Source organism: Pseudomonas sp. K5002, assembly GCF_013386655.1.
Taxonomy (GTDB): Bacteria; Pseudomonadota; Gammaproteobacteria; order Pseudomonadales; family Pseudomonadaceae; genus Aquipseudomonas.
Genome location: NZ_JACARK010000196.1, coordinates 1 through 24,611 on the forward strand (window position 1 = coordinate 1; position 24,611 = coordinate 24,611).

General features: G+C 58.6%; 22 protein-coding genes and 1 pseudogene. 4 read left to right on the forward strand and 19 right to left on the reverse strand.

Features of this window, described 5'->3' with window-relative positions; translation table 11 throughout:
- Positions 1-846 (forward strand): annotated as a pseudogene (locus HX846_RS10970) (penicillin-binding protein 1C); the annotation flags it as partial.
- On the opposite strand, the gene HX846_RS10975 reads toward HX846_RS10970, so the two are convergent.
- From HX846_RS10975 to mnmG, 18 genes are all read right to left on the reverse strand, one after another.
- A complete protein-coding gene (locus tag HX846_RS10975; RefSeq protein ID WP_177040971.1) occupies positions 847-2,013 on the reverse strand; it encodes a hypothetical protein in 1,167 nt (388 codons plus the stop codon).
- Complete coding sequence (locus HX846_RS10980; RefSeq protein WP_003213535.1) at positions 2,010-2,591, reverse strand: LemA family protein; 582 nt, start codon at positions 2,589-2,591, stop codon at positions 2,010-2,012. The genes HX846_RS10975 and HX846_RS10980 overlap by 4 nt, the downstream gene beginning before the upstream one ends.
- Before the next feature lie 161 nt (positions 2,592-2,752).
- Positions 2,753-4,585 carry a glutamine--fructose-6-phosphate transaminase (isomerizing) gene (gene glmS, locus HX846_RS10985; RefSeq protein ID WP_008439539.1) on the reverse strand — a complete coding sequence of 611 codons (1,833 nt, stop codon included), beginning with the start codon at positions 4,583-4,585 and terminating at the stop codon, positions 2,753-2,755.
- Positions 4,586-4,595: 10 nt separating this feature from the next.
- Entirely contained in the window at positions 4,596-5,363 is a 768-nt protein-coding gene (locus tag HX846_RS10990; protein WP_003213539.1) for a DeoR/GlpR family DNA-binding transcription regulator, read from the reverse strand.
- A 228-nt stretch (positions 5,364-5,591) separates the two neighbouring features.
- Positions 5,592-6,959: a bifunctional UDP-N-acetylglucosamine diphosphorylase/glucosamine-1-phosphate N-acetyltransferase GlmU gene (glmU, locus tag HX846_RS10995; RefSeq protein ID WP_178965386.1), complete on the reverse strand. Its 1,368-nt coding sequence runs from the start codon at positions 6,957-6,959 to the stop codon at positions 5,592-5,594.
- 115 nt (positions 6,960-7,074) lie between these two features.
- Entirely contained in the window at positions 7,075-7,500 is a 426-nt protein-coding gene (locus HX846_RS11000) for a F0F1 ATP synthase subunit epsilon (protein ID WP_008439541.1), read from the reverse strand.
- Positions 7,501-7,544: 44 nt separating this feature from the next.
- Positions 7,545-8,924, reverse strand: coding sequence for a F0F1 ATP synthase subunit beta (gene atpD, locus HX846_RS11005; protein ID WP_003213545.1), 1,380 nt, complete (start codon positions 8,922-8,924; stop codon positions 7,545-7,547).
- Between the two features lie 27 nt (positions 8,925-8,951).
- On the reverse strand, positions 8,952-9,812 hold the full coding sequence (gene atpG, locus HX846_RS11010; RefSeq protein ID WP_003213547.1) for a F0F1 ATP synthase subunit gamma: 861 nt from the start codon (positions 9,810-9,812) through the stop codon (positions 8,952-8,954).
- A gap of 50 nt (positions 9,813-9,862) precedes the next feature.
- Entirely contained in the window at positions 9,863-11,407 is a 1,545-nt protein-coding gene (gene atpA / locus HX846_RS11015) for a F0F1 ATP synthase subunit alpha (RefSeq protein WP_003213549.1), read from the reverse strand.
- Between the two features lie 21 nt (positions 11,408-11,428).
- On the reverse strand, positions 11,429-11,965 hold the full coding sequence (locus HX846_RS11020; protein ID WP_003213551.1) for a F0F1 ATP synthase subunit delta: 537 nt from the start codon (positions 11,963-11,965) through the stop codon (positions 11,429-11,431).
- 12 nt (positions 11,966-11,977) lie between these two features.
- Positions 11,978-12,448: a F0F1 ATP synthase subunit B gene (locus tag HX846_RS11025; RefSeq protein ID WP_008439543.1), complete on the reverse strand. Its 471-nt coding sequence runs from the start codon at positions 12,446-12,448 to the stop codon at positions 11,978-11,980.
- A gap of 56 nt (positions 12,449-12,504) precedes the next feature.
- Positions 12,505-12,762, reverse strand: coding sequence for a F0F1 ATP synthase subunit C (atpE, locus tag HX846_RS11030; protein ID WP_002555987.1), 258 nt, complete (start codon positions 12,760-12,762; stop codon positions 12,505-12,507).
- A 133-nt stretch (positions 12,763-12,895) separates the two neighbouring features.
- On the reverse strand, positions 12,896-13,765 hold the full coding sequence (gene atpB, locus HX846_RS11035; RefSeq protein ID WP_003213554.1) for a F0F1 ATP synthase subunit A: 870 nt from the start codon (positions 13,763-13,765) through the stop codon (positions 12,896-12,898).
- 16 nt (positions 13,766-13,781) lie between these two features.
- A complete protein-coding gene (locus tag HX846_RS11040; RefSeq protein ID WP_003213556.1) occupies positions 13,782-14,189 on the reverse strand; it encodes a F0F1 ATP synthase subunit I in 408 nt (135 codons plus the stop codon).
- 148 nt (positions 14,190-14,337) lie between these two features.
- Positions 14,338-15,210: a ParB/RepB/Spo0J family partition protein gene (locus tag HX846_RS11045; RefSeq protein WP_178965387.1), complete on the reverse strand. Its 873-nt coding sequence runs from the start codon at positions 15,208-15,210 to the stop codon at positions 14,338-14,340.
- Positions 15,211-15,219: 9 nt separating this feature from the next.
- Positions 15,220-16,017, reverse strand: coding sequence for a ParA family protein (locus HX846_RS11050; protein ID WP_003213559.1), 798 nt, complete (start codon positions 16,015-16,017; stop codon positions 15,220-15,222).
- An 18-nt stretch (positions 16,018-16,035) separates the two neighbouring features.
- Positions 16,036-16,680, reverse strand: coding sequence for a 16S rRNA (guanine(527)-N(7))-methyltransferase RsmG (gene rsmG, locus HX846_RS11055; RefSeq protein WP_003213561.1), 645 nt, complete (start codon positions 16,678-16,680; stop codon positions 16,036-16,038).
- Positions 16,677-18,569, reverse strand: a complete 1,893-nt coding sequence (mnmG, locus tag HX846_RS11060) for a tRNA uridine-5-carboxymethylaminomethyl(34) synthesis enzyme MnmG (RefSeq protein WP_087694608.1) — start codon at positions 18,567-18,569, stop codon at positions 16,677-16,679. The genes rsmG and mnmG overlap by 4 nt, the downstream gene beginning before the upstream one ends.
- Before the next feature lie 586 nt (positions 18,570-19,155).
- Here mnmG and HX846_RS11065 point away from each other — a divergent pair.
- The 3 genes from HX846_RS11065 (at position 19,156) to HX846_RS11075 (ending at position 23,141) form a co-directional block, all read left to right on the forward strand.
- A complete protein-coding gene (locus tag HX846_RS11065) occupies positions 19,156-19,662 on the forward strand; it encodes a sigma-70 family RNA polymerase sigma factor (protein ID WP_008439546.1) in 507 nt (168 codons plus the stop codon).
- Positions 19,662-20,606, forward strand: a complete 945-nt coding sequence (locus HX846_RS11070) for a FecR domain-containing protein (protein WP_177048263.1) — start codon at positions 19,662-19,664, stop codon at positions 20,604-20,606. The genes HX846_RS11065 and HX846_RS11070 overlap by 1 nt, the downstream gene beginning before the upstream one ends.
- A gap of 93 nt (positions 20,607-20,699) precedes the next feature.
- Positions 20,700-23,141 carry a TonB-dependent siderophore receptor gene (locus HX846_RS11075; RefSeq protein ID WP_178965388.1) on the forward strand — a complete coding sequence of 814 codons (2,442 nt, stop codon included), beginning with the start codon at positions 20,700-20,702 and terminating at the stop codon, positions 23,139-23,141.
- 22 nt (positions 23,142-23,163) lie between these two features.
- Here the strand turns inward: HX846_RS11075 and mnmE are convergent, their stop codons facing one another.
- A complete protein-coding gene (gene mnmE, locus HX846_RS11080) occupies positions 23,164-24,534 on the reverse strand; it encodes a tRNA uridine-5-carboxymethylaminomethyl(34) synthesis GTPase MnmE (RefSeq protein WP_008439550.1) in 1,371 nt (456 codons plus the stop codon).
- Positions 24,535-24,611: the final 77 nt, after the last annotated feature.

Here is a 24,611-nt window from a genome sequence, read left to right on the forward strand (position 1 = left end):
CTGCGGCGCAACCCGCGCCCGGACGGGCTGCCGGGGCGCCACTGGCGTACGGCCTGGAAGACCGGCACGTCCTGGGGTTTTCATGATGCATGGAGCGCCGGCCTCGTAGGCCCGTACGTGCTGGTGGTGTGGGTGGGCAACTTCGATGGCCGTCCGAATCCTGAGTTTATCGGTGCGAAAACTGCGGCACCGTTGTTCTTCCGTATCGCCGACGCCCTGCCGCTGGCCTTGCCCAATGTGGTGATCAAACCCGACAAGCCGCCTGCCGGGCTGATCCGCATCGACGTCTGCGCGGCCTCTGGTGACTTGCCCAACCGTTGGTGCCCACGTACCCGCAAGACCTGGTACATCCCAGGCGTGTCACCGATTCGGGTGTCCAACCTGCACCGCCCGGTGCTGATCGACACCCGCACCGGCAAGGCCGCGTGCCCGCCGTTCGACCCGCAGTACACCCGTGAAGAAGTCTTCGAATTCTGGCCCAGTGATGTGCAGCGGCTGTTCCGCGCCGCCGGGCTGCCCCGGCGTACGCCGCCCAATGTGCAGAAAAGCTGCCAACCCAACCGTGTCGGCGATCAAAGCGAAGCGCCACAGATTCGCTCGCCGCTGACCCAGGTCAGCTACCACCTGCGCCTGTCCCAGCCCCAGGAAAGCATCCCGCTGAACGCCAACGCGGCCAGTGATGCACTGACGCTGTATTGGTTCGCCGACCAGACCCTGATCGGCCAGGGCCCGCCGCAAACCACGCTGAACTGGCGGCCGGGTAAGTCGGGGGAGTACCGGTTGCGGGTCACCGATGATCAGGGCCGCAGCGCCAGCCGAGGCTTGAAGGTTGAGTTTGTACCCTGATCAGGCGTCTTCGTCGCCTAAACCGGCAGTGCCGGCATCTTTTGCGAAATGCTTGTACGCCACCCCTAGCTTGCGTTGCTCAAAGATCGAAAACACCAGGGTGCCCAGCAGAATCATCATCCACACCAGGAACACCTTCATGGTGTCCACCTGGGCCACCACCAGCAGCAAGGTCACTACGCCGCCAATCACCATGCCCAGGCCCATCCAGGCGCCCAGCACGCGGCCTACCGCCAGGCGCATGCCCGTGGGCAGCAAGAGCCGCAGCGCGAGCAACACCACAAACATCGTCAGCAAGAAGCCAAACGCGGCCATGAAAGGAATCACGAAGCCATTGTCACGGTACAACCAGGCCAGAAACCGATAGGCGGGATTCAGCTCTGCCATTTGCTGGTAGGTGGCGGGGCCCGGCAAATGCAGTTGGGCAAAATGTTCCGGCGTCATGGCCATGATGCCGACGCCGATCAAACCCACCACCACCGCGTAGAAACCACCGGCGCGCCACAGCGGCGCCAGCACACGGCGGTTTTCCACCTCCTTGGTCTCGGCCAGGCCGAACACCGCGTCAGGTTGCCGGCCCTGGGCAATCACCGTCTTGCCCGCACGCTCGCAGGCGTCGCCAATCAGCATCACCTGCATATCCTGGGTGAGGAGCAGTTCGCCCTGGCGGCGGGAGCTGCTGATCCATTCATGGTCGTCAGGGCGCTTCTTGCCGAACAGGTCGATACCCTCGGCAATCACTGTCACTTCACCGGTGGCGTCCTGCAGGCGGAAGTCATTGCAGCGAGCCTCGGCCGAGACCTGGCTCCAGCTCCAATCGCCATCCTTGTCTTTGGTGCCTTCTTCGATGACCCACACGTAACCGGCGCAAGGCTTGCCGTGGACCGGGGAGATCAGGGGCGTGTCGACGATCACCTTGCCGTTCACCTCCACCAGCCCCATGGCCAATGAGCGTATCTGGCTGGTGGCCAGGCGCTGTTCGGTGCGATAGAAATTGGGGCCGAAGCTGGCCAGCAGTCCGATCAGGATGCACACAGGAAAAAACAGCGCCACCAGGATCGTCGGGGCGTAGACCATCAGGCCAATAAAGCCGGCGAGAAAGACCAGTGCCACCAGGGTTTTCCACGCTGGTTTTTTTGTGACAACCCCTGCCTGGGTGGTTTTCATGCCCCCGGCACCTCAAGCTTCACGCCGTCGTAGCGGGTTTCTTCGGCGCTGATGGCCAGCAGCGGAATGCGCTGATAGCCGAGCATCTTGGCGAAGAACAGATCAGGAAAAATCGCGATGGCGATGTTGTAGAGGTTGACCGACTCATTGAAGAACTCGCGACGGTCGGCGATGCGTTCCTCCACTGCCGAGATCGCCTGCTGCAACTCGACCATGTTGGGGCCGGAGATCAGCGTCGGATAATTCTCGGCCACTGCAATCACCGACTTGAGCGCCGTATTGAGCTGGTTGGAGGCATCGACTTTATCGGTGAGGCTGCTGGCGTTGAGGTACGCGGTGCGGGCGTCGCTGAGGCGGGTGAACAGCGCGTTCTCATGGTTCATGGCGGTTTGCACCACGCGCATCAGGTCGGGAATCTGGTCTGCCCGCTGCTTGAGCAGCACGTCGATGTTGGCGAAGGCTTTATCCACATCGTTGCGGCGCATCACCAGGCCGTTGTAGACCCCCACCAGCCAGCCGACCAGGCCGACGACAATGATCAGCACGACGATACCGGCGATCAGCAGTTCGATGTTCATGGCGGCGGCATTCCCTGGCTAGTTATCCACAGGGCGCATTCTAGGGGTAAAGCAGGGGAATACTCCCGGAATTAGTCCACAGAAACGGCAAGACCCGATGCTCGGTAGCCTGAAAAAGCAAAACCCCCGAAGAACGGGGGTTTTGGTGGTTCGGGTGCGGCTTATTCCACCGTCACCGACTTCGCCAGGTTACGCGGCTGGTCAACGTCGGTGCCCTTCAGCACAGCCACGTAATACGACAGCAGCTGCAGCGGGATGGTGTAGAGGATCGGCGACAGGGTGTCGTGGATGTGCGGCATGTTGATGACGTGGGTGCCTTCGCCATTGGTCATGCCGGCCTTCTCGTCGGCGAACACGATCAGTTGCCCGCCACGGGCGCGCACTTCCTGCAGGTTGGACTTGAGCTTCTCCAGCAGTTCGTTGTTCGGCGCGACGGTAACGACTGGCATGTCGTCATCCACCAGGGCCAGCGGACCGTGCTTGAGCTCACCGGCCGGGTAGGCTTCGGCGTGGATATAGGAGATTTCCTTGAGTTTGAGCGAACCTTCCATTGCCACCGGGTATTGCGCACCACGGCCGAGGAACAGGGTGTGGTGTTTGTCGGCGAACAGCTCAGCGACTTTCTCCACAGTGCTGTCCATGGCCAGGGCTTCACCCAGGCGGGCCGGCAGGCGGCGCAGTTCTTCGACCAGGTGTGCCTCAACGCCTTCGCCCAGCGTGCCGCGAACCTGGCCCAGGGACAGGGTCAGCAACAACAGGCCGACCAACTGGGTGGTGAAGGCCTTGGTGGATGCCACGCCGATTTCACGACCGGCCTGGGTCAGCAGGGTCAGGTCGGACTCGCGCACCAGCGAGCTGATGCCGACGTTGCAGATCGCCAGGCTGCCGAGGAAGCCCAGTTCCTTGGCGTTGCGCAGGGCGGCCAGGGTGTCGGCGGTTTCGCCGGACTGGGAGATGGTCACGAACAGAGTGTCGGGCTGCACCACCACCTTGCGGTAGCGGAATTCGCTGGCGACTTCGACCTGGCACGGGATGCCGGCCAGTTCTTCCAGCCAGTAACGGGCGACCATACCGGCGTGGTAGCTGGTGCCGCAGGCGACGATTTGCACGTTGCGCACTTTGGCGAACAGCTCGGCAGCTTGCGGGCCGAAGGCTTGCACCAATACCTGGTTCTGGCTCAGGCGACCTTCCAGGGTGCGTTGCACCACGGCCGGTTGCTCGTGGATTTCCTTGAGCATGAAGTGGCGGAACTCGCCCTTGTCGGCGGCTTCGGCGCCGTCGCGGTACTGCACGGCCTCACGTTCCACGGACTGGCCGTTGACGTCCCAGATGGACACGCTTTCACGGCGGATCTCGGCGATGTCGCCTTCTTCCAGGTACATGAAGCGGTCGGTCACCTGGCGCAGGGCCAGTTGGTCGGAGGCGAGGAAGTTCTCGCCCAGGCCCAGTCCGATCACCAACGGGCTGCCACTGCGGGCGGCGACCAGGCGGTCGGGCTGGCTGGCGCTGATCACGGCCAGGCCATAGGCGCCGTGCAGTTCCTTGACGGTGGCCTTGAGAGCGTTGGTCAGGTCGCCGATGTCCTTGAGCTTGTGGTTCAGCAGGTGGGCGATGACTTCGGTGTCGGTGTCCGAGGTGAAGACATAACCCTGGCCTTTGAGTTGTTCACGCAGCACTTCGTGATTTTCGATGATGCCGTTGTGCACAACCGCCAGGTCACCGGAGAAGTGCGGGTGAGCATTGCGTTCGCACGGCGCGCCGTGGGTGGCCCAACGGGTGTGGGCGATACCCAGGCGGCCTACCAGCGGCTCACCGGCCAACGCTTGTTCGAGTTCGCTGACCTTGCCCGGGCGACGCATGCGCTCAAGCTTGCCGGCGTTGGTAAAGAGCGCCACACCGGCGCTGTCGTAGCCACGGTATTCCAGGCGTTTGAGGCCTTCGAGCAAAATGGCAGTGACGTTTCGTTCAGCGACTGCGCCAACAATTCCACACATGGTTTCTCTCCTAGATGACTGCCGCGCAAATCAGCGTGATGCCGCGGGCTTGAATCTGGTCGCGGGCCTCAAGTGGCAGGCGATCATCGGTAATAAGGGTATGGACGCTGCTCCAGGGCAGTTCCAGGTTGGGGATCTTGCGGCCAATCTTGTCGGACTCGACCATCACCACCACTTCGCGGGCGACTTCGGCCATGACGCGGCTCAGCCCCAGTAATTCGTTGAAGGTGGTGGTGCCGCGCTCCAGGTCGATGCCATCGGCACCAATAAAGAGCTGGTCGAAATCGTAGGAACGCAGTACCTGTTCGGCGACCTGACCCTGGAACGAGTCCGAATGCGGGTCCCAGGTGCCGCCGGTCATCAACAATACCGGCTCGTGTTCCAGGTCGCTCAAGGCGCTGGCAACGTGCAGGGAGTTGGTCATCACCACCAGGCCGGGCTGGTGGCCCAATTCGGGGATCATGGCGGCGGTGGTGCTGCCGCTGTCGATGATGATGCGCGCGTGTTCCCGCAAACGCCGGACGGCCGCACGGGCGATGGCGCGCTTGTAGGCCGAAATGGGCTGTGCCGGATCACCGACCAGTTCCTGAGGCATGGTGATGGCGCCACCGTAGCGACGCAGCAACAGACCGTTACTTTCGAGGGCCGCCAGGTCCTTGCGGATGGTGACTTCCGAGGTTTCGAAACGCTTGGCCAATTCGTCCACGCTGACTTCACCTTGCTCGGTGAGCATGGCAAGGATGTTGTGGCGACGTTGGGGTGTATTTCGTTTCGACATGGTGATGATAAGTTTCGTTTCGAAAGATAACGAAGGAAATCAAAACCTATTCATTCAAAATGGTCAAGCATGCGACTGAGTTTTTTGAATCAACACAGATAAAAATGTGGGAGCGGGCTTGCTCGCGAAGGCGGTGTGTCAGTCGGCGCATGTATCAACCGAAAGACCGCCTTCGCGAGCAAGCCCGCTCCCACATGAGTACCGCAGTGTTTCAGGGTTGTGGATAACTCAGGTCTTTTTGATTTTGACCGGGCGCTTCCAGCCGTCGATGTTGCGCTGGCGGGCGCGGGCCACGGCCAACTGGGACTTATCCACATCCTGGTTGATGGTGGAACCTGCGGCGGTGTTTGAACCATCACCGATAGTGACGGGGGCGATCAGCGAGTTGTTGGAGCCGATAAACACGTCATCGCCAATGGTCGTCTGGTACTTGTTGGCGCCGTCGTAATTGCAGGTGATGGCGCCTGCGCCGATATTGCTGCGGGCACCGATCACTGCATCGCCGAGGTAAGCCAGATGGCCGGCCTTGGCGTCGTCACCCATCCGGGCGTTTTTCAGTTCGACAAAGTTACCCACGTGGGCGCGGGCGCCCAGCACGCTGCCCGGACGCAAACGCGCGAACGGACCCGCATCACTGCCCTCGCCCATCACCGCACCGTCGATATGGCTGTTGGCCTTGATCACCACACCCTTGCGCAGGGTGCTGTCCTTGATCACGCAGTTCGGCCCGATCACCACGTCGTCTTCGATGACCACGCGGCCTTCGAGGATCACATTGATATCGATCAGCACGTCGCGGCCAACGGTGACGTCACCCCGCACATCGAAACGTGCCGGATCACGCAGCGTCACGCCCAGCGCCATCAGGCGGCGGCCTTCACGCAGTTGGTAGTGACGCTCCAGCTCCGCCAGTTGCTTGCGGTCGTTGGCGCCCTGCACTTCCATCGGGTCGTGGGGCTGTTCGGTGGCGACCACCAGGCCATCGCTGACGGCCATCTCGATGACGTCGGTCAGGTAGTACTCGCCCTGGGCGTTGTTGTTGGACAAGCGGCTCATCCAGTCAGCCAGGCGGTCAGCCGGCACAGCGAGGATGCCGGTGTTGCCTTCAGTGATGGCGCGCTGGGCTTCGCTGGCGTCTTTATGCTCGACGATGGCGGCGACCTTGCCGTCAGCGTTGCGCACGATGCGACCGTAGCCGGTCGGGTCGTCCAGCTCGACAGTGAGCAGGCCCATCTGGCCTGGTACCACGTGCTTGAGCAGGCGCTGCAAGGTTTCCACTTCGATCAGCGGCACGTCACCGTAGAGGATCAGCACGGTGTCGGCCTTGATGAACGGCACGGCCTGCGCGGTGGCATGCCCGGTACCCAATTGCTTGTCCTGCAATACGAAATTCAGGTCATCCGCCGCCAGCCGCTCACGCACCACATCGGCACCGTGGCCGATCACCACATGAATGCGCTGTGGATCCAGCTGCCGGGCGCTGTGGATAACATGGCCAAGCATGGAGTTGCCGGCAACCGGGTGCAGCACCTTGGGCAGGGCCGAACGCATGCGGGTGCCCTGGCCTGCGGCAAGAATTACGATTTCGAGAGACATGAATGGCTACCAATCCTGGGCGGTCAGACTTCAGACCAAAGAAGTGTTTTGCAAAAAAAGAAAAAGGGTAGCCGAGGCTACCCTTTTTAATCAATCACGCATGAGGTTTGACGGCTTAGCCGCCAAACTTCTTGCGGATCTGCTGGACGGTGCGCAGCTGAGCTGCGGCCTCGGCCAGACGTGCAGCAGCAGAACCGTAGTCGAAATCTGCGCCTTTTTCGTTCAGGGCCTTCTCGGCAGCCTTGACGGCTTCCTGAGCGGAGGCTTCATCCAGGTCGGCAGCACGTTGCACGGTGTCGGCAAGTACCTTGACCATGTTCGGCTGAACCTCGAGGAAACCACCGGAGATGTAAAACACCTCCCGTTCCCCGCCCAGCTTGGTCAGAGTGATCGGACCAGGCTTCAAGGATGTAATCAATGGCGCGTGGCCAAAGTTAATACCCAGGTCGCCCAGTTCGCCGTGTGCAATCACACTCTCGATCTGACCGGAGAAGATTTCCCCTTCCGCGCTGACGATATCGCAATGGAATGTCATAGCCATCTGCTTGCCTCAACCTGATTAGCGCCCGTTACCGGGCGCCGGAATTACAGTTTCTTGGCTTTCTCGATCGCTTCTTCGATGCCGCCGACCATGTAGAACGCTTGTTCTGGCAGGTGGTCGTAGTCACCGTTGAGGATGCCTTTGAAGCCAGCAATGGTGTCTTTCAGGGAAACGTATTTACCCGAGGCACCGGTGAAGACTTCAGCCACGAAGAACGGCTGCGACAAGAAGCGCTGGATCTTACGAGCGCGGGATACCAACTGCTTGTCGGTTTCCGACAGCTCGTCCATACCCAGGATCGCAATGATGTCCTTCAGTTCTTTGTAACGCTGCAGAACGTACTGGACGCCGCGAGCGGTGTCGTAGTGTTCCTGGCCGATGACGTTCGGGTCCAGCTGGCGCGAAGTCGAGTCCAGTGGATCGACCGCTGGGTAGATACCCAGGGAGGCGATGTCACGGGACAGTACGACGGTGGCGTCCAAGTGGGCGAACGTGGTCGCTGGCGACGGGTCAGTCAAGTCATCCGCAGGTACGTATACCGCTTGGATCGAGGTGATCGAACCGTTTTTGGTCGAAGTGATACGCTCTTGCAGAGTACCCATCTCTTCGGCCAGGGTCGGCTGGTAACCTACTGCGGAAGGCATACGGCCCAGCAGTGCGGATACTTCAGTACCGGCCAGGGTGTAACGATAGATGTTGTCGACGAACAGCAGAACGTCGTTACCTTCGTCACGGAACTTCTCGGCCATGGTCAGGCCGGTCAGTGCTACGCGCAGACGGTTACCCGGCGGCTCGTTCATCTGACCGTAAACCAGTGCCACTTTGTCCAGAACGTTGGAATCCTTCATCTCGTGGTAGAAGTCGTTACCCTCACGAGTACGCTCACCCACACCGGCGAACACGGAATAACCGCTGTGCTCGATGGCGATGTTACGGATCAGTTCCATCATGTTTACGGTTTTGCCTACACCGGCACCACCGAACAGACCGACTTTACCGCCCTTGGCGAACGGGCAAACCAGGTCGATAACCTTGATGCCGGTTTCCAGCAGGTCGTTGCCGCCCGCTTGTTCCGCGAAGGAAGGCGCAGGACGGTGAATGCCCCAGCGCTCTTCGGTGTCGATTGGACCGGCTTCGTCGATCGGGTTACCGAGGACGTCCATGATCCGGCCCAGGGTCGCTTTACCGACCGGTACGGAGATGGCTGCGCCAGAGTCAGTGACTTCCAGACCGCGCTTCAAGCCTTCGGTGGAACCCATTGCAATGGTACGAACCACGCCGTCGCCCAGCTGCTGCTGAACTTCCAGGGTGGTGCCTGCATCGCTTTTGACTTTCAAAGCGTTGTAGATGCTCGGTACGCTGTCGCGTGGGAATTCCACGTCGATAACGGCGCCGATGATTTGAACGATACGTCCGCTACTCATAGCTGGATCCTCTGAATATTTGAACCGTTAAACCGCGGCAGCGCCGCCGACGATTTCCGAGATCTCTTGGGTGATCGCAGCCTGACGCGCCTTGTTGTAGATCAGCTGCAAATCGCTGATCAAATCACCGGCGTTGTCGGTAGCGTTCTTCATCGCGATCATCCGCGCAGCTTGTTCAGCCGCGTTGTTCTCGACCACCGCCTGGTACACCTGCGACTCCACGTAGCGCACCATCAAGCCGTCAAGCAGCTCTTTGGCGTCTGGTTCGTAGAGGTAGTCCCAGTGGTGCTTGAGTTCTTGTTCCGGGGCGGCCACCAATGGAATCAACTGCTCCACGGTAGGCTGTTGCGTCATGGTGTTGATGAACTTGTTGGATACCACGGAGAGGCGGTCAATCCGGCCTTCCAGGTATGCATCCAGCATCACCTTGACGCTGCCGATCAAATCATTGATCGACGGTTCTTCACCCAGGTGGCTGATAGCTGCAACGACGTTACCGCCGAAGTTGCGGAAAAAGGCCGCACCCTTGCTACCGACCACACACAGATCGATCTCGACGCCTTTTTCGCGGTTTACCGCCATGTCCTTGACCAGGGCCTTGAACAGGTTGGTATTCAAACCACCGCACAAACCACGGTCACTGCTCACCACGACATAACCGACGCGCTTTACTTCGCGATCGATCATGAACGGGTGGCGATATTCCGGGTTGGCGTTGGCCAGATGACCAATAACCTGGCGGATACGCTCCGCGTAGGGACGGCTAGCAGCCATGCGCATTTGTGCCTTGCGCATTTTGCTGACCGCCACTTTTTCCATGGCGCTGGTGATCTTTTGCGTGCTTTTGATGCTCGCAATCTTACTGCGAATCTCTTTTGCGCCTGCCATGTAACACCTATCAGGTTAGCAAGCGGGAGCCTCGCGGCCCCCGCTGCGGCTTACCAGGTTTGGGTGGCCTTGAACTTCTCGATACCGGCTTTGATGCCAGCGTCGATGTCGTCATTGAAGTCACCCTTCACGTTGATCTTCGCCATCAATTCGGCGTGATCGCGGTTGAAGTAAGCAATCAGCGCTTGTTCGAAGCTGCCGACCTTGGTGATTTCAACGTCGGTCAGGAACCCACGCTCAGCGGCATACAGCGACAGCGCCATGTCAGCGATCGACATTGGTGCGTATTGCTTCTGCTTCATCAGCTCGGTAACGCGCTGACCATGCTCAAGTTGCTTACGGGTCGCTTCGTCCAGGTCAGAAGCGAACTGGGCGAATGCCGCCAGTTCACGGTACTGAGCCAGAGCGGTACGGATACCACCGGAGAGCTTCTTGATGATCTTGGTCTGAGCGGCACCACCCACACGGGATACCGAAACACCGGCGTTCACTGCAGGACGGATCCCGGAGTTGAACATGGCCGATTCCAGGAAGATCTGACCGTCGGTGATGGAAATCACGTTGGTCGGAACGAACGCGGAAACGTCGCCAGCCTGGGTTTCGATGATCGGCAGTGCGGTCAGGGAACCGGTTTTGCCGGTCACTGCGCCGTTGGTGAACTTCTCTACGTATTCTTCCGAAACGCGGGATGCGCGCTCCAGCAGACGGGAGTGGAGATAGAACACGTCGCCTGGGTAAGCTTCACGGCCTGGTGGACGGCGCAGCAGCAGGGAAATCTGGCGGTAAGCCACTGCTTGCTTGGACAGATCGTCATAAACGATCAGCGCGTCTTCACCGCGGTCGCGGAAGTATTCGCCCATGGTGCAACCGGAGTACGGTGCCAGGAACTGAAGTGCAGCGGATTCGGAAGCACTGGCGGCCACGACGATGGTGTTAGCCAGGGCGCCGTTTTCTTCCAGCTTGCGAACCACGTTGGCGATGGTCGATTGTTTCTGACCGATGGCTACGTAGACGCAGAAAATCCCGCTGTCTTTCTGGTTGATGATCGCGTCGATCGCCAGAGCGGTTTTACCGATCTGACGGTCACCGATGATCAGCTCACGCTGGCCACGGCCGACAGGAATCATGGCATCGACAGCCTTGTAGCCAGTCTGTACAGGCTGGTCTACCGACTTACGCCAGATCACGCCTGGAGCAACTTTCTCGACCGCATCGGTCTCGGTGTTGTTCAGCGGACCTTTGCCGTCAACTGGGTTACCCAGTGCGTCGACAACGCGACCCAGCAGTTCCTTACCAACCGGAACTTCCAGGATGCGGCCTGTGCACTTGGCGCTCATGCCTTCGGCCAGAGTCTGGTAGGAGCCCAATACAACGGCACCTACAGAGTCTTGCTCCAGGTTGAGGGCCATACCGTAGACGCCGCCCGGAAACTCGATCATCTCGCCGTACATTACGTCGGCCAGACCGTGAATCCGCACGATGCCGTCAGATACGCTGACGACAGTGCCTTCGTTACGGGCTTGGGAGGTCACATCGAGCTTGTCGATGCGGCCCTTGATAATTTCACTTATTTCGGAAGGATTGAGTTGCTGCATTGCTCTGCTGCCCCTTCAAACTCAAGATTTCAATGCTTCGGCAAGATTCGCGAGTTTGCCGCGAATCGAGCCATCGATAACCAGGTCGCCGGCGCGAATGATGACACCACCAATCAGGGTGGCATCCTCCGCAACTTGCAGGCGCACTTCCCGGTCGAGTCGTGCACTGAGAACCTTGGCGAGTTTGTCTTGCTGTTCTTGGTTCAATGCAAAAGCACTGGTCACTTCAACATCTACCGATTTCTCTTGTTCGGCCTTGTACAGGTCAAACAGAGCGGCGATCTCCGGCAGAAGCGGGAGACGGTCGTTTTCGGCAACGACGTGGATGAAGTTCTGCACTTTCACATCAAACTTGTCGCCGCACACGTCAATAAACGTGGCGGCCTTGTCTGCGCTCGTCAGTCGCGGGGCCTTGAGCACGCGCTGCATGGTGTCGTCTTGCGACACTGCTGCAGCCAGGCCGAGCATGGCTGACCAAGAGGCCAGCTGCTGGTGGGCCTGGGCGTGCTCGAAGGCTGCCTTAGCGTAAGGTCGGGCCAACGTGGTCAATTCTGCCATGATCGCCCTCGCTTAAATTTCAGCAGCCAGTTTGTTTACCAGCTCCGCGTGCGCGTTTTGATCGATTGTGGCACCCAGGATCTTCTCAGCACCGCCGACGGCCAGAGCACCCAGTTGGGCACGCAGCGCATCTTTGACACCGTTCAGTTCCTGCTCGATCTCGGCTTGAGCCTGAACCTTCACACGGTCAGCGTCGATACGGGCTTTTTCAACAGCCTCTTCAACGATCTGGTTACCGCGTTTCTTGGCTTGCTCAATGATTTCAGCTGCCTGAGCTTTCGCTTCGCGCAGTTGTTGACCCGCTTTATCTTGGGCCAACTCCAGGTCGCGAGCTGCTCGTGCGGCAGCGTCCAGTCCGTCTGCGATCTTCTTCTGACGTTCGTGCAAAGCCGCGATGACCGGAGGCCATACGAACTTCATGCAGAAAACTACAAAAATCAAGAACGCTAAGGACTGACCAATAATGGTTGCATTAATGTTCACGCCAATACCTCGCTCGTTCGTTGCACAACACACCAATCACTCGAAAAAACGAGTGATTAACCGGCGAGTTGACCAACGAAGGGGTTCGCGAAGGTGAAGAACAGAGCGATACCAACACCGATCATGGTCACGGCGTCGAGCAGGCCGGCGACGATGAACATTTTAACTTGCAGCATTGGAACCATTTCTGGCTGACGCGCTGCGCCTTCCAGGAACTTGCCGCCCAGCAGGCCGAAACCAATGGCAGTACCCAGGGCGCCCAGGCCGATCAACAGTGCAACAGCGATAGCGGTTAGACCAACTACAGTTTCCATCTTTCCTCCCGACTTTTACGTCGTATGGTTTAGGTTTTTTAGATTTTAAAGCGGTAAAACAAATCGTTTCATAGCCCTTCAGGGCTACCCTCCCGTTTGACCGGGAGGGACATCAGACTAGTCGAGACTGGTCTTAATGGTTCTCTTCGTGCGCCATCGACAGGTAGACGATGGTCAGCATCATGAAGATAAACGCCTGCAGGGTGATGATCAGGATGTGGAACACAGCCCACGCCCACTGCAGAACAATGCCCAGGCCGCTAAGCCAGAGCAGACCACTGCCGAACATCACAGCGATCAGAATGAACACCAGCTCGCCGGCATACATGTTGCCGAACAGTCGCAGGGCCAGGGAAATCGGCTTGGCGACCAGGGTCACGAACTCCAGCAGGAAGTTCACCGGGATCAGCAGCGCTTGAACGAAGATGTTCTTGCTGCCGAACGGGTGCAGGGTCAGTTCGCCGATGAAGCCGCCGATGCCCTTGATCTTGATGCTGTAGAAAATGATCAACGCGAACACCGACAGGGCCATGCCCAGGGTGGCGTTAGGGTCCGTGGTCGAAACCGCACGGAATGGAATGTGGTGATCGCCGGAGATCAGGATGGCCAGCTGAGGAATCCAGTCGACCGGGATCAGGTCGACGGCGTTCATCAGGAACACCCAGACGAAGATGGTCAGTGCCAACGGTGCAATCACCGCGCTACGACCATGGAAGCTGTCCCGCACGCTGCCATCGACGAATTCGACCAATACTTCAACGAAGTTCTGCAAAGCACCTGGCTGACCGGAAGTCGCCTTCTTTGCCGCCATGCGGAAAATCAGGACGAAGATCAGACCCAATGCGACAGACCAGCCCAGAGTATCCAGGTGGAATGCCCAGAAGCCCATTTCTTTGGCTTCTGCTGCGGAGTGGGCAAAGCCCCAGCCGCCGTTGGGAAGCTGACCGAAGGTCAGGTTCTGCAAGTGGTGCTGGATATAGCCCGAAGCGGTTGTTTCTGCCATGGTTGCCTCAAACGCCCTAAGGTTTCGAAAGTCTTGTTTTCATTAGCAGGGGAGCGAACCAGCTGACCAGTTGGGTCAACACGAAGACGCCGAATACAGCCAGCGGCGCCAATGGCTTCACACCTGCAAAGGTCAGTGCAAACAGCACTGCCGTCAAAATCAATTTCCCCGCCTCGCCGGCATAAAAAGACCGGACGATAGCCTGGGCTGCTCGGGCGCCGGAAAACCGAAAGGCCCTGTGAGCAAAATACATATTGGGCAGCAAGGCTATCAGGCCTCCGCAGAGTCCCGAGTATCCGGCTACGACTCCATACCAATACCAGAGCGCCAAAGAGGCGATCAGTAAAATGACAAATTGAGCCACTAAAACCGGGAAAACGGCCAAGCGATGGAACGGCAACGTGTTTGGCGTGCGGGTTTCCATCACTCTTGCTCCTCAATGGTCGGCTGCCGGAAATCAATAACTTGGCATAATTTGTGCCGACAAAATGCGCGCAGAGTATAGGGGCGGTTCTGCCCCTATTCAACTGCCGGGTAGTGATTTCCGACTGCGCGCTACAGAAGCAATTGTTTCAGCGGATGTGGGCAAGGACGCCCTGAAGCTCTTCCAATGAGTTATATCCGATGACCAATTGCCCTTTGCCTTTCTTGCCATGACGAATTTGCACCGCAGAGCCTAGGCGTTCGGCCAGGCGCTGCTCCAGGCGTGCAATATCCGGATCAGGTTTGGCGGTTTCGACCGGTGCAGGTTTGCCACTGAGCCACTGGCGAACCAGGGCCTCGGTCTGACGAACGGTGAGGCCTCGTGCGACAACGTGTCGCGCCCCCTCAACCTGTTGATTTTCCGGCAAACCGAGCAAAGCACGGGCATGACCCATTTCCAGGTCGCCATGGGAAAGCATGGTTTTGATGACTTCTGGCAGCGCGATCAGGCGCAACAGGTTGGACACGGTAACCCGGGACTTGCCCACCGCATCCGCGACTTCCTGCTGAGTCAGTTTGAATTCCTGCTGCAAACGCTGCAGGGCGATCGCTTCCTCGATCGGATTGAGGTCTTCACGCTGGATGTTCTCGATCAACGCCATGGCGATGGCGGTTTCATCCGGCACATCGCGCACCATTGCCGGAATGGTTTCCTTGCCGGCCTGCTGGCTGGCGCGCCAGCGGCGCTCGCCGGCTATGATTTCAAAGCGGCCTGCACCAATCGGGCGCACCACGATCGGCTGCATCACGCCCTGGGCCTTGATCGAATTCGCCAATTCCTCCAGCGCCTGCGGGTCCATGTCCCGGCGCGGCTGGTATTTGCCGCGCTGGATCAGGTCCAGCGGCAGGTGCTGCAGCTCGCGCTCGTCGGCCTGCACTGCCTGTTCTTCAAGGGTCGTGACAGTCGGACCACTCAGCAGTGCATCCAGTCCACGTCCGAGACCTCGTTTCTTGACGGCCATGGGGATTCCTTAAGTTGGCTGGGCTGCAGCGGTGCGTGAATTGCGGCGTTGACGGCGAACCATCTCGCCGGCCAGCGCCAGATAGGCAATGGCGCCGCGGGAAGACTTGTCGTACGCCAGCGCGGGCATGCCATAGCTTGGCGCTTCGGCCAGGCGGATGTTGCGTGGAATCACGGTGTCGTAGAGCTGATCGCCGAAGTGTTCCTTGAGCTGTGCCGACACATCGTTCATCAGGCTCAGGCGCGGGTCATACATGGTCCGCAGCAGGCCTTCGATTTGCAGGTTCGGGTTGAGCAACTCGGCGATACGCTTGATGTTATCCACAAGGTCGCTCAAGCCTTCGAGCGCGAAATACTCGCACTGCATGGGGATAATCACCCCGTCGGCCGCAACCAGTGCGTTCAACGTCAGCATCGACAGCGACGGCGGGCAGTCGATCAAAATGTAGTCGTAATTCTCTCGGATCGGCGCCAGGGCGCTGCGCAGACGGCTTTCTTTCATCTGCATTTCCAGCAGCACCACTTCCGCCGCGGTCAAATCGCGGTTGGCCGGCAGCAGTTGATAACCGCCGTGCTCGGAGAAGTGCATGGCCTGGGCCAGGTCGCACTCGCCAATCAGCAAGTCGTAGACCGAGTTTTCCAGGCCGTGTTTATCCACACCGCTACCCATGGTGGCGTTGCCCTGTGGATCGAGATCGATCAACAGCACCCGACGCTTGGTAGCGACCAGGGATGCTGCGAGGTTGATGCAGGTGGTGGTTTTGCCCACGCCACCTTTCTGGTTCGCTATCGCGAATACCTTAGCCATTCTTGCTTGTGTTCCCAATCATGCCGTGCGGCGCAGTATCAGCAGATGGCGTTGGCCTTGGCAACCGGGTACGGCCAAGGCGTGTTCGCTATCGAGGTGGAAGTCTGCCGGCAATGCTAACAGCTCGTCGCTTGGATGAACGCCCTTCATTGCCAGCCAACGGGTATCGCGGTCGCCGAGGTGGCGGGTCCAGTTGCTGAAGTTCTCCATGCTGCTGAACGCCCGGGAAACAATTCCGTTGAAAGGCTGTTCAGGCGTAAAGGCTTCGACGCGACTGTGGATAACTTGCAGGTTATCCAGCTTGAGTTCGAGTTTGACCTGGGTCAGGAAGCGGGTTTTCTTGCCGTTGCTGTCCAGGCAGGTCACTTGCGACTCCGGAAACAGGATCGCCAGCGGGATGCCGGGCATGCCGCCGCCGCTGCCAACGTCGAGCCAGCGGCCGTTTTCGATAAACGGCATGACACTGAGACTGTCGAGCAGATGGCGGGAGACCATTTCGTCCGGGTCACGCACCGCAGTGAGGTTGTAAGCCTTGTTCCATTTGATCAACAGGGCCAGATAACCCAGCAGCAACTCGTGCTGGGCTTCGGTCAGGTTGACGCCAAGCTGGCGAGCACCTGTGGATAACTCTTCGGCGTGTTGCGAGGTGACCAACGAACTCAAGCGCTTTGCTCCAACTGACGGCCCGCGCCGCGTTTTTTCAAATGAATCATCAACAGCGAGATGGCTGCCGGCGTGACGCCCGGGATACGGGACGCCTGGCCCAGGGTCTCCGGTCGAGTTATCCCCAGCTTGCCTTGGATCTCTTTCGACAGCCCGGAAATGTTTGTGTAATCGATATCCACAGGCAGCTTGGTGTCTTCGCTGGCCCGCAGACGAGCGATCTCATCCTGCTGACGGTCAATGTAACCGGCGTATTTGGTCTTGATTTCGACCTGCTCGGCAACCTGTGGATCTTCTGCGCCAGCGCCGGTGACCGAGATCAGACCAGCGTAGTCGATTTCCGGCCGGGACAGCAGGTTCAGCAAGTTGTATTCGTGAGTCAGCGGCGTGCCGAATTTTTCGGCAATCGCATCGCCTTGCTCGGTGCCCGGGCGAACCCAGGTACTTTTCAGGCGTTGCTCTTCCAACTCGATACTTTCGCGTTTTTTGCAGAAGGCCGCCCAACGCACGTCGTCGACCAGGCCCAATTCGCGACCTTTTTCGGTCAAGCGCAGGTCGGCGTTGTCTTCCCGCAGGATCAGGCGGTATTCGGCCCGGGACGTAAACATTCGGTACGGTTCCTGGGTTCCGAGGGTGATCAGGTCGTCGACCAACACACCGATGTACGCCTCATCGCGACGCGGGCACCAGCTGTCTTTGCCCTGTGCACGCAGTGCCGCGTTGGTTCCGGCCAGCAAACCCTGGGCGCCGGCTTCTTCGTAACCGGTGGTGCCGTTGATTTGCCCTGCAAAGAACAAACCGCCGATGACCTTGGTTTCCAGGCTGTATTTCAGGTCACGCGGGTCGAAGTAGTCGTACTCGATGGCGTAGCCAGGACGCACGATGTGCGCATTTTCCATACCGCGAATCGACTGCACGATCTGGATTTGCACGTCGAACGGCAAGGAAGTTGAAATCCCGTTCGGGTAAAGCTCGTGGGTAGTCAGACCTTCCGGTTCGATAAAAACCTGGTGGCTTTCCTTGTCGGCAAAGCGGTGGATCTTGTCTTCGATCGACGGGCAGTAGCGCGGGCCAATACCTTCGATCACCCCGGAATACATCGGCGAACGGTCGAGGTTCGCAGCAATGATTTCGTGGGTGCGGGCGTTGGTATGGGTAATCCAGCAACTGACCTGCTTTGGATGCTGTTCCTTGGAGCCCATGAACGACATCACCGGGATCGGTGTATCGCCGGCTTGCTCGGTCATCACCGAGAAATCCACAGACCGGCCATCAATTCGCGGCGGCGTGCCGGTTTTCAGGCGACCAACACGCAGTGGCAGTTCGCGAAGGCGCTGAGCCAAGGCGATTGACGGTGGATCACCGGCGCGGCCACCGGAATAGTTCTGCATACCGATGTGGATAAGTCCGCCGAGGAAGGTACCGGTGGTCAACACCACGGATTCTGCGAAGAAACGCAGGCCCATTTGCGTGACAACACCGCGTACCTGGTCTTGTTCGACGATCAGGTCATCGGCTGCCTGTTGAAATATCCACAGGTTCGGCTGGTTTTCCAGGGTTTCGCGGACAGCGGCCTTGTACAGGATGCGGTCGGCTTGAGCACGTGTGGCTCGTACGGCCGGGCCTTTGCGACTGTTCAATACGCGAAATTGAATACCACCTTTGTCGGTAGCCATGGCCATCGCGCCGCCGAGGGCATCGATTTCCTTGACCAGATGGCTTTTGCCAATCCCGCCAATCGCGGGGTTGCAGCTCATGGCGCCGAGGGTTTCCACGTTATGCGTCAGCAACAGGGTTTTTGCCCCCATGCGTGCTGACGCCAGTGCTGCCTCGGTACCGGCATGACCGCCGCCGATGACGATCACTTCAAAACGGGAAGGGAAATCCACCACGCACCTCGTGCCTGCTTCTGTAGGTAATTAGGAATGAGCGTTCGAGATCAGGTTTTCGAACGAGTCGGCAAGTATAGGGACTTCGCCCTTCCTAAAGAACCCTTTGCACAAAATTTAACCAGCTGTGGATGAATCACGAACAATAGAAATTAAAAGAGAGAAATTTATTAAATCTTTGTTTTTATGTTTATTTCTACTGAGGCATGTTTCTGTGGATAAATCTCTACAGGCCTTTATTTACATTATGTACAGAGATTCAAAAGTCTGTGGTTAGGTGCCAATGAGGCCCTTGGATAAGTGCTTTAAGCCTGTGGATTAAACGGGTGGTTATCCACAGAGGGGTTTTTACTCAGGTTTCAAGCCTGGTTATCAACTGGGCACAGGGGCGGTTATTCACAGGGCTTAATCCACAGAAAATACGGATCCCGATAAGTTTCAGGCAGGCAGATGCCTCCGAAAATCCTCGGTCAGGCAGGAAACAGTTCATTTGCATTTGTGAAACGGGTTGATGGAACGCCTATTGTGAGAAAGCGTCACGGCAGTTAATAATAGTTATTATCATTAACCTGCCTCGTCACCTCTCATGGCCCTTCCCTCGCATACCGTTGCAGTCCAACACATCTATGAGCAGCACCATTCGTGGTTGCACAGCTGGCTCAAGGGAAAGTTGCATAACGCCTGCGATGCAGCTGACGTGGCACACGATACGTTCGTGCGGATCCTGGGCGGCCGCAATGCGACGCAGATCCTCGAGCCCAGGGACTATCTGGCCACAGTTGCCCGGGGACTGGTGATTGACCGCTATCGTCGCCGCGCCATTGAGCAGGCCTATCTGCAAACCCTGGCAGACCGGCCCGAAGCGATCGCAATCAGTGAAGAAGACAAGGCCATCATCATTGAAACCCTCGTTGCTGTGGATAAAGCCTTGTGTGGGCTGGGGGAGCGGGCCAGGCGAATTTTCATGCTGTCCCAGGTCGAAGGCCTGACTTATCAACAGATCGCCGATCAGTTGCGTGTCTCGCTGACCACCGTCAAGAAACATATGGTTCGGGCCCTGACTGAATGCGCCTTGATCATGGCGGGCATGTAATGGCTGCCCCGGATCGCAAGACGTTCGAAGCCGCCGCCAGTTGGTACGTGCAATTTCAATCGCAGCCACCGACACCCGCGCAACAAAGTGCCTGGCAGCAATGGCTCAACGGCGATCCCTCCCATCAGGCGGCCTGGAACCAGATGGAGCAGTTGCAACGTGGCCTCGGTGCGCTACCCAAGGACTTCACCCGTCGTGCGCTCTCGGCCAGTCAACAACGGCGGCAAGTGCTCAAGCTGATGCTGATGCTCGGTGCCGCCGGGTACTTGGGGTGGAACGTTCAACAACACACATCCCTGGGCAACCTCTGGGCTGACTATCGGACCAAGGTCGGCGAACGACGGCGAATCGGGTTGGCCGACGGCACTCAAATTGACCTCAATACGAACACGGCTATCGACGTACTTTTCGATGGGCAGCAGCGACTGGTCCGTTTGCGTGAGGGGGAAGTACTTATCCACACCGGAAAGTCGGGCCGGCAGACACCGTTTTATGTCGAAACCCATGAGGGTCGTGTTCAAGCCTTGGGTACGCGGTTCACTGTTCGCCAACTGCAAGGGTCGACGCGGGTTGGTGTGCTGGAAGACCGGGTCAGCGTGCAACCCGTCGACCAGCCGGCCCATAGCCGAGTGCTTGGACCTGGTGAGAGTGTCGACTTCGGCACGCAAGACGTAGGCCCCAGCCATATTTATCGCAGGAACCAAGCCGCATGGGTCGACGGCCAACTGATCGTTCTGGATGCGCGACTGGGGGATGTCATCGACGAACTGGCGCGCTATCGGCCGGGCGTTATGCAGTGCGATGCCGCATCAGCGCGGCTGCGGGTGTCCGGCACTTTCCGTCTTGATTCCACCGACGCCGTATTGGCCAACTTGCAGGTCACGCTGCCGATCCACGTGAAGTATTTCACGCGCTATTGGGTCTCCGTAACGCTTACAGCTTGATACTGAAAAAATACTCTCAACTGGGGTTATCTTTTTTTTACCTGGCGCGGCCCTACAGGTAATCACGATGCTACCTTCAGGGCTTACTCACACATGCGCCTTCCTACAAAACTTCGCCAGCGTCTCTCCCATCACGGCATCACGTATGGCTTGCTGCTGGCCACGGCCGCGACTGCCAGCACCTTGCTATGCACTCGGGCCATTGCTGCCAGCCCAGTGCAACATTACGTGATCGCCTCCGGGCCACTCGACAATGCCTTGAGCCAATTTGCGTCGAAGGCCAATGTGATTCTGTCATTCTCGCCGCAGCAGACGGCGCGCCTGCAAAGTCCTGGGCTGGAGGGTGACTACTCGGTGGAGCAAGGGTTTGCGTTATTGCTGCAAAACTCGGGATTGCAGGCGGCGGTTCAAGGCCCCGGCAGCTACGCGCTGCAGCCGGCTACGAGCGGGGAACAGCTCATGTTGGCCCCCACTACTGTCAGCACTTATCAACAGACTGGGTTCAATCAGGAAATTGCCGGGGATATAGGTTACAAGGCGCAAAACAGCCGAATCGGTACCAAGACCAGCACACCATTGTCGGAAACCCCGCGCTCGGTGTCGGTGGTGACCGGCCAGCGCATCAAGGATCAAAAATCCCAGACGCTCACAGAAGTGCTGGGCTATGTGCCGGGAATCTTTGCCCCTCCCTTCGCTGCGGGCGACGGGCTGGCCGGTGACTTGTTCTTCATTCGCGGTTTCAACGCCACGGATTATGGCTACGGCCTGCTGCGCGATGGCTTGCGAGTCCAAGGCAACCGGTATGACACCACCAGCGAACCTTATGGCCTGGAACGGGTGGAGATATTCCGTGGCCCTTCTTCCCTGCTCTACGGCGAAAACGCACCCGGTGGCCTGGTCAACCTGGTGAGTAAACACCCGACAGCTACACCACAAGGCGAAGTTCAGCTGACCTACGGTTCTAATAACCGGCGCCAGGTGGGTGTGGATATCTCCGGTCCCTTGGACGACAGCGGCAATATCCTTGGACGGGTGGTGATGCTCGGCAGGAAGTCCGACACCCAGACCGATCACGTTCCCGATGACCGTCTGTATATCGCACCGTCCCTGACCCTCAATTTCGACGACTACAACACCCTGACGCTGCTGGCCAACTACCAGAAAGACCACACCAATCTTGAACTTGGCCTACCTGCAGCAGGCACGTTACTGACCAACCCCAACGGAAAGCTCTCCAAGCACACCATGCTCGGTGACCCGGATTGGAACACCTTCGAACGGGAAACCTGGAGCACCGGCTACGAGTTCAGCCACAGCTTCAATGATGACTGGCAGTTTCGGCAGAACTCGCGCTACATGCAGTCGCGAATCACCCGCCATGAAACCTGGCCAGGCAACCTGAATAATGCGGGGTTCGGCACACAGCTGAACATGAATGCCTACGACCGCTACAACAAATCGATGGTCTACTCGCTGGATAACCAGTTGGAAGGCAAATTCCAGGTAGGCGGGCTGGAAAATACCGTGCTGTTCGGTGCCAGCTATGACCGTACCTCGTTCAGCCAGGATTGGAATGCCGGATTTGCAGGCACGATCAATGTGTATAACCCGGTGTACCTGAGGGACCCATTGACGCCTCTCGCGGTGCAAAACACGTTGCTCGAACAGCAGATGAAAGGTGTTTATGCACAGCTTCAGAGCAAGTATGACCACTGGTTATTCTTGCTCGGCGGGCGGCAGGACTGGGTCGACAGTGATTTTCGCGACAAGGTGCCCAAGGCCGGCAACATCAGCTCTGAAGACCGCAAGTTCACCTATCAGGGCGGGATCATGTACCAGTTCGACAATGGCCTGACGCCATATGTCAGCTACTCGACCGCGTTCGTCCCGGTACAGCAGATCTCCAATGCCGGCACACCGCTGGACCCGATCACCAGCAGTCAATACGAAGTAGGCCTCAAGTACGAGCCAACCGGCTGGGACACGGCGATGACGTTGTCGGTCTATGACTTGCGCAAGCAGGACGACACGTACCTCGACGCCACGACCAATACCTACCGCCAGGTCGGCGAAAGCCGGGCCAAGGGTGTGGAAGTGGAGGTCAACAACAACCTCACACCTAATTTGAACGTGACTGCGGCCTACACCTACACCGATGCTCGGATTACCAAGGATTCGGCAACGTCGCTCGTGGAAGGTCACCAGATGACCGGTGTTCCGCGTAATCAGGCTTCGGTCTGGGGCAAATACCGCTTTCTTGATGGCCAGCTCAAGGGCTTGTCCGTCGGTGGCGGCGTGCGCTACTTCGACAGCACTTTCGCTTACACCGCGCCTTCTCTATACGGGAAGCTGGATGCTGGAAGCGTGACGTTGGTGGATGCCGCCATTGGTTACCAGATTGACCAGCACTGGTCGGTAGACGTGAATGCGAAGAACCTGTTCGACAAGGAGTATGTGTCCGGCTGCAACGATGCGGGCCGCTGCTACTGGGGTGAAAGCCGGACGTTACTCGGAACAGTTTCCTACAACTGGTAACCAGCCAGCTGTGGATAACCGCCTATTTCCCGATACAGAAGCTTGAAAAGATCCGCCCCAACAAATCATCGGAGCTGAATGCGCCGGTGATCTCACCCAACAGCTGCTGCGCCTGGCGTAAATCCTCAGCCAGCAGCTCACCGGCTCCTGCCAGCGTCAGTTGCGCACGGCCATGCTCGAGGGCGGCGCTGGCATGCCGCAGTGCCTCCAGGTGCCTGCGACGAGCGCTGAAGCTGCTTTCCGAAGTCTGCTCGTAGCCCATGCACGCTTTCAGATGATCGCGCAGCAGTTCCAGCCCTTCTCCTGCAGCCTTGGCACTCAAGCTGATTGTCACGTGGCCATCTTCACTGACTTCCAGGGCAATTGCCTCGCCCGTCAGGTCAGCCTTGTTGCGAATCAGCGTGACCTTGGCCGGGTCCGGCCGTTGTTCGAGGAATTCCGGCCACAGTGCGAACGGGTCTGCAGCCTCTGGCGCGGTGGCATCCACCACCAGCAACACGCGGTCAGCTTCCGTGATGGCCTTCAACGCGCGTTCCACCCCGATCTTTTCCACCTGGTCATCGGTGTCACGCAGTCCAGCGGTGTCCACCACATGCAGGGGCATGCCATCGATGTGGATATGTTCGCGCAGGATATCCCGCGTGGTGCCGGCGATCTCGGTGACGATCGCGGCCTCTCGCCCGGCCAGGGCATTGAGCAGGCTCGACTTGCCGGCGTTGGGACGGCCGGCAATCACCACGGTCATACCGTCGCGCAGCAAGGCACCTTGCCCGGCTTCGCGCAGCACTGTGGATAACTCATCACGAACCTTATCCAGCATCGCCAGGACATGGCCATCGGCAAGGAAGTCGATTTCTTCCTCCGGGAAATCAATCGCGGCCTCCACGTAGATGCGCAAGCTGATCAACTGCTCGGTGAGGTTATGCACACGCAGGGAAAACGCGCCCTGCAACGAGCGCAACGCATTGCGCGCAGCTTGTGCAGAGCTGGCTTCGATCAGGTCGGCAATCGCCTCGGCCTGGGCCAGGTCGAGTTTGTCGTTGAGGAACGCGCGTTCGCTGAATTCACCCGGACGTGCCAGGCGGCAACCCAACTGCAGGCAACGCTGCAGCAGCATGTCCAGAACGATCGGGCCGCCGTGGCCTTGCAGCTCCAGGACGTCTTCGCCGGTAAAGGAGTTCGGCCCCGGGAAATAAAGGGCGATACCTTCATCCAGCACTTCTTCATCAGCACCTAAAAACGGCCCGTAATGCGCATACCTCGGCTTCAGTTCCCGCCCACTGATGGCCTGGGCCGCCACGCCGGCGAGCGGCCCGGAAATACGAACGATACCGACACCACCACGACCTTGAGCGGTGGCGACAGCGGCGATGGTTTCACGAGGAGCGCTCATGGCGGGTACCCGGATAAAAGTGACAGAAAGCAAAACGCCCCACTAGGGGGCGTCTTGAGTGGTGTTATCCACAGAGT

Bases quoted from the DNA above. Each gene is read 5' to 3' on its own strand.
- HX846_RS10975 (WP_177040971.1), bottom strand. From the start codon at position 2,013: ATGAAAACCACCCAGGCAGGGGTTGTCACAAAAAAACCAGCGTGGAAA.
- HX846_RS10980 (WP_003213535.1), bottom strand. From the start codon at position 2,591: ATGAACATCGAACTGCTGATCGCCGGTATCGTCGTGCTGATCATTGTC.
- glmS (WP_008439539.1), bottom strand. From the start codon at position 4,585: ATGTGTGGAATTGTTGGCGCAGTCGCTGAACGAAACGTCACTGCCATT.
- HX846_RS10990 (WP_003213539.1), bottom strand. From the start codon at position 5,363: ATGTCGAAACGAAATACACCCCAACGTCGCCACAACATCCTTGCCATG.
- glmU (WP_178965386.1), bottom strand. From the start codon at position 6,959: ATGTCTCTCGAAATCGTAATTCTTGCCGCAGGCCAGGGCACCCGCATG.
- HX846_RS11000 (WP_008439541.1), bottom strand. From the start codon at position 7,500: ATGGCTATGACATTCCATTGCGATATCGTCAGCGCGGAAGGGGAAATC.
- atpD (WP_003213545.1), bottom strand. From the start codon at position 8,924: ATGAGTAGCGGACGTATCGTTCAAATCATCGGCGCCGTTATCGACGTG.
- atpG (WP_003213547.1), bottom strand. From the start codon at position 9,812: ATGGCAGGCGCAAAAGAGATTCGCAGTAAGATTGCGAGCATCAAAAGC.
- atpA (WP_003213549.1), bottom strand. From the start codon at position 11,407: ATGCAGCAACTCAATCCTTCCGAAATAAGTGAAATTATCAAGGGCCGC.
- HX846_RS11020 (WP_003213551.1), bottom strand. From the start codon at position 11,965: ATGGCAGAATTGACCACGTTGGCCCGACCTTACGCTAAGGCAGCCTTC.
- atpE (WP_002555987.1), bottom strand. From the start codon at position 12,762: ATGGAAACTGTAGTTGGTCTAACCGCTATCGCTGTTGCACTGTTGATC.
- atpB (WP_003213554.1), bottom strand. From the start codon at position 13,765: ATGGCAGAAACAACCGCTTCGGGCTATATCCAGCACCACTTGCAGAAC.
- HX846_RS11040 (WP_003213556.1), bottom strand. From the start codon at position 14,189: ATGGAAACCCGCACGCCAAACACGTTGCCGTTCCATCGCTTGGCCGTT.
- HX846_RS11045 (WP_178965387.1), bottom strand. From the start codon at position 15,210: ATGGCCGTCAAGAAACGAGGTCTCGGACGTGGACTGGATGCACTGCTG.
- HX846_RS11050 (WP_003213559.1), bottom strand. From the start codon at position 16,017: ATGGCTAAGGTATTCGCGATAGCGAACCAGAAAGGTGGCGTGGGCAAA.
- HX846_RS11065 (WP_008439546.1), top strand. From the start codon at position 19,156: ATGGCCCTTCCCTCGCATACCGTTGCAGTCCAACACATCTATGAGCAG.
- HX846_RS11070 (WP_177048263.1), top strand. From the start codon at position 19,662: ATGGCTGCCCCGGATCGCAAGACGTTCGAAGCCGCCGCCAGTTGGTAC.
- HX846_RS11075 (WP_178965388.1), top strand. From the start codon at position 20,700: ATGCGCCTTCCTACAAAACTTCGCCAGCGTCTCTCCCATCACGGCATC.
- mnmE (WP_008439550.1), bottom strand. From the start codon at position 24,534: ATGAGCGCTCCTCGTGAAACCATCGCCGCTGTCGCCACCGCTCAAGGT.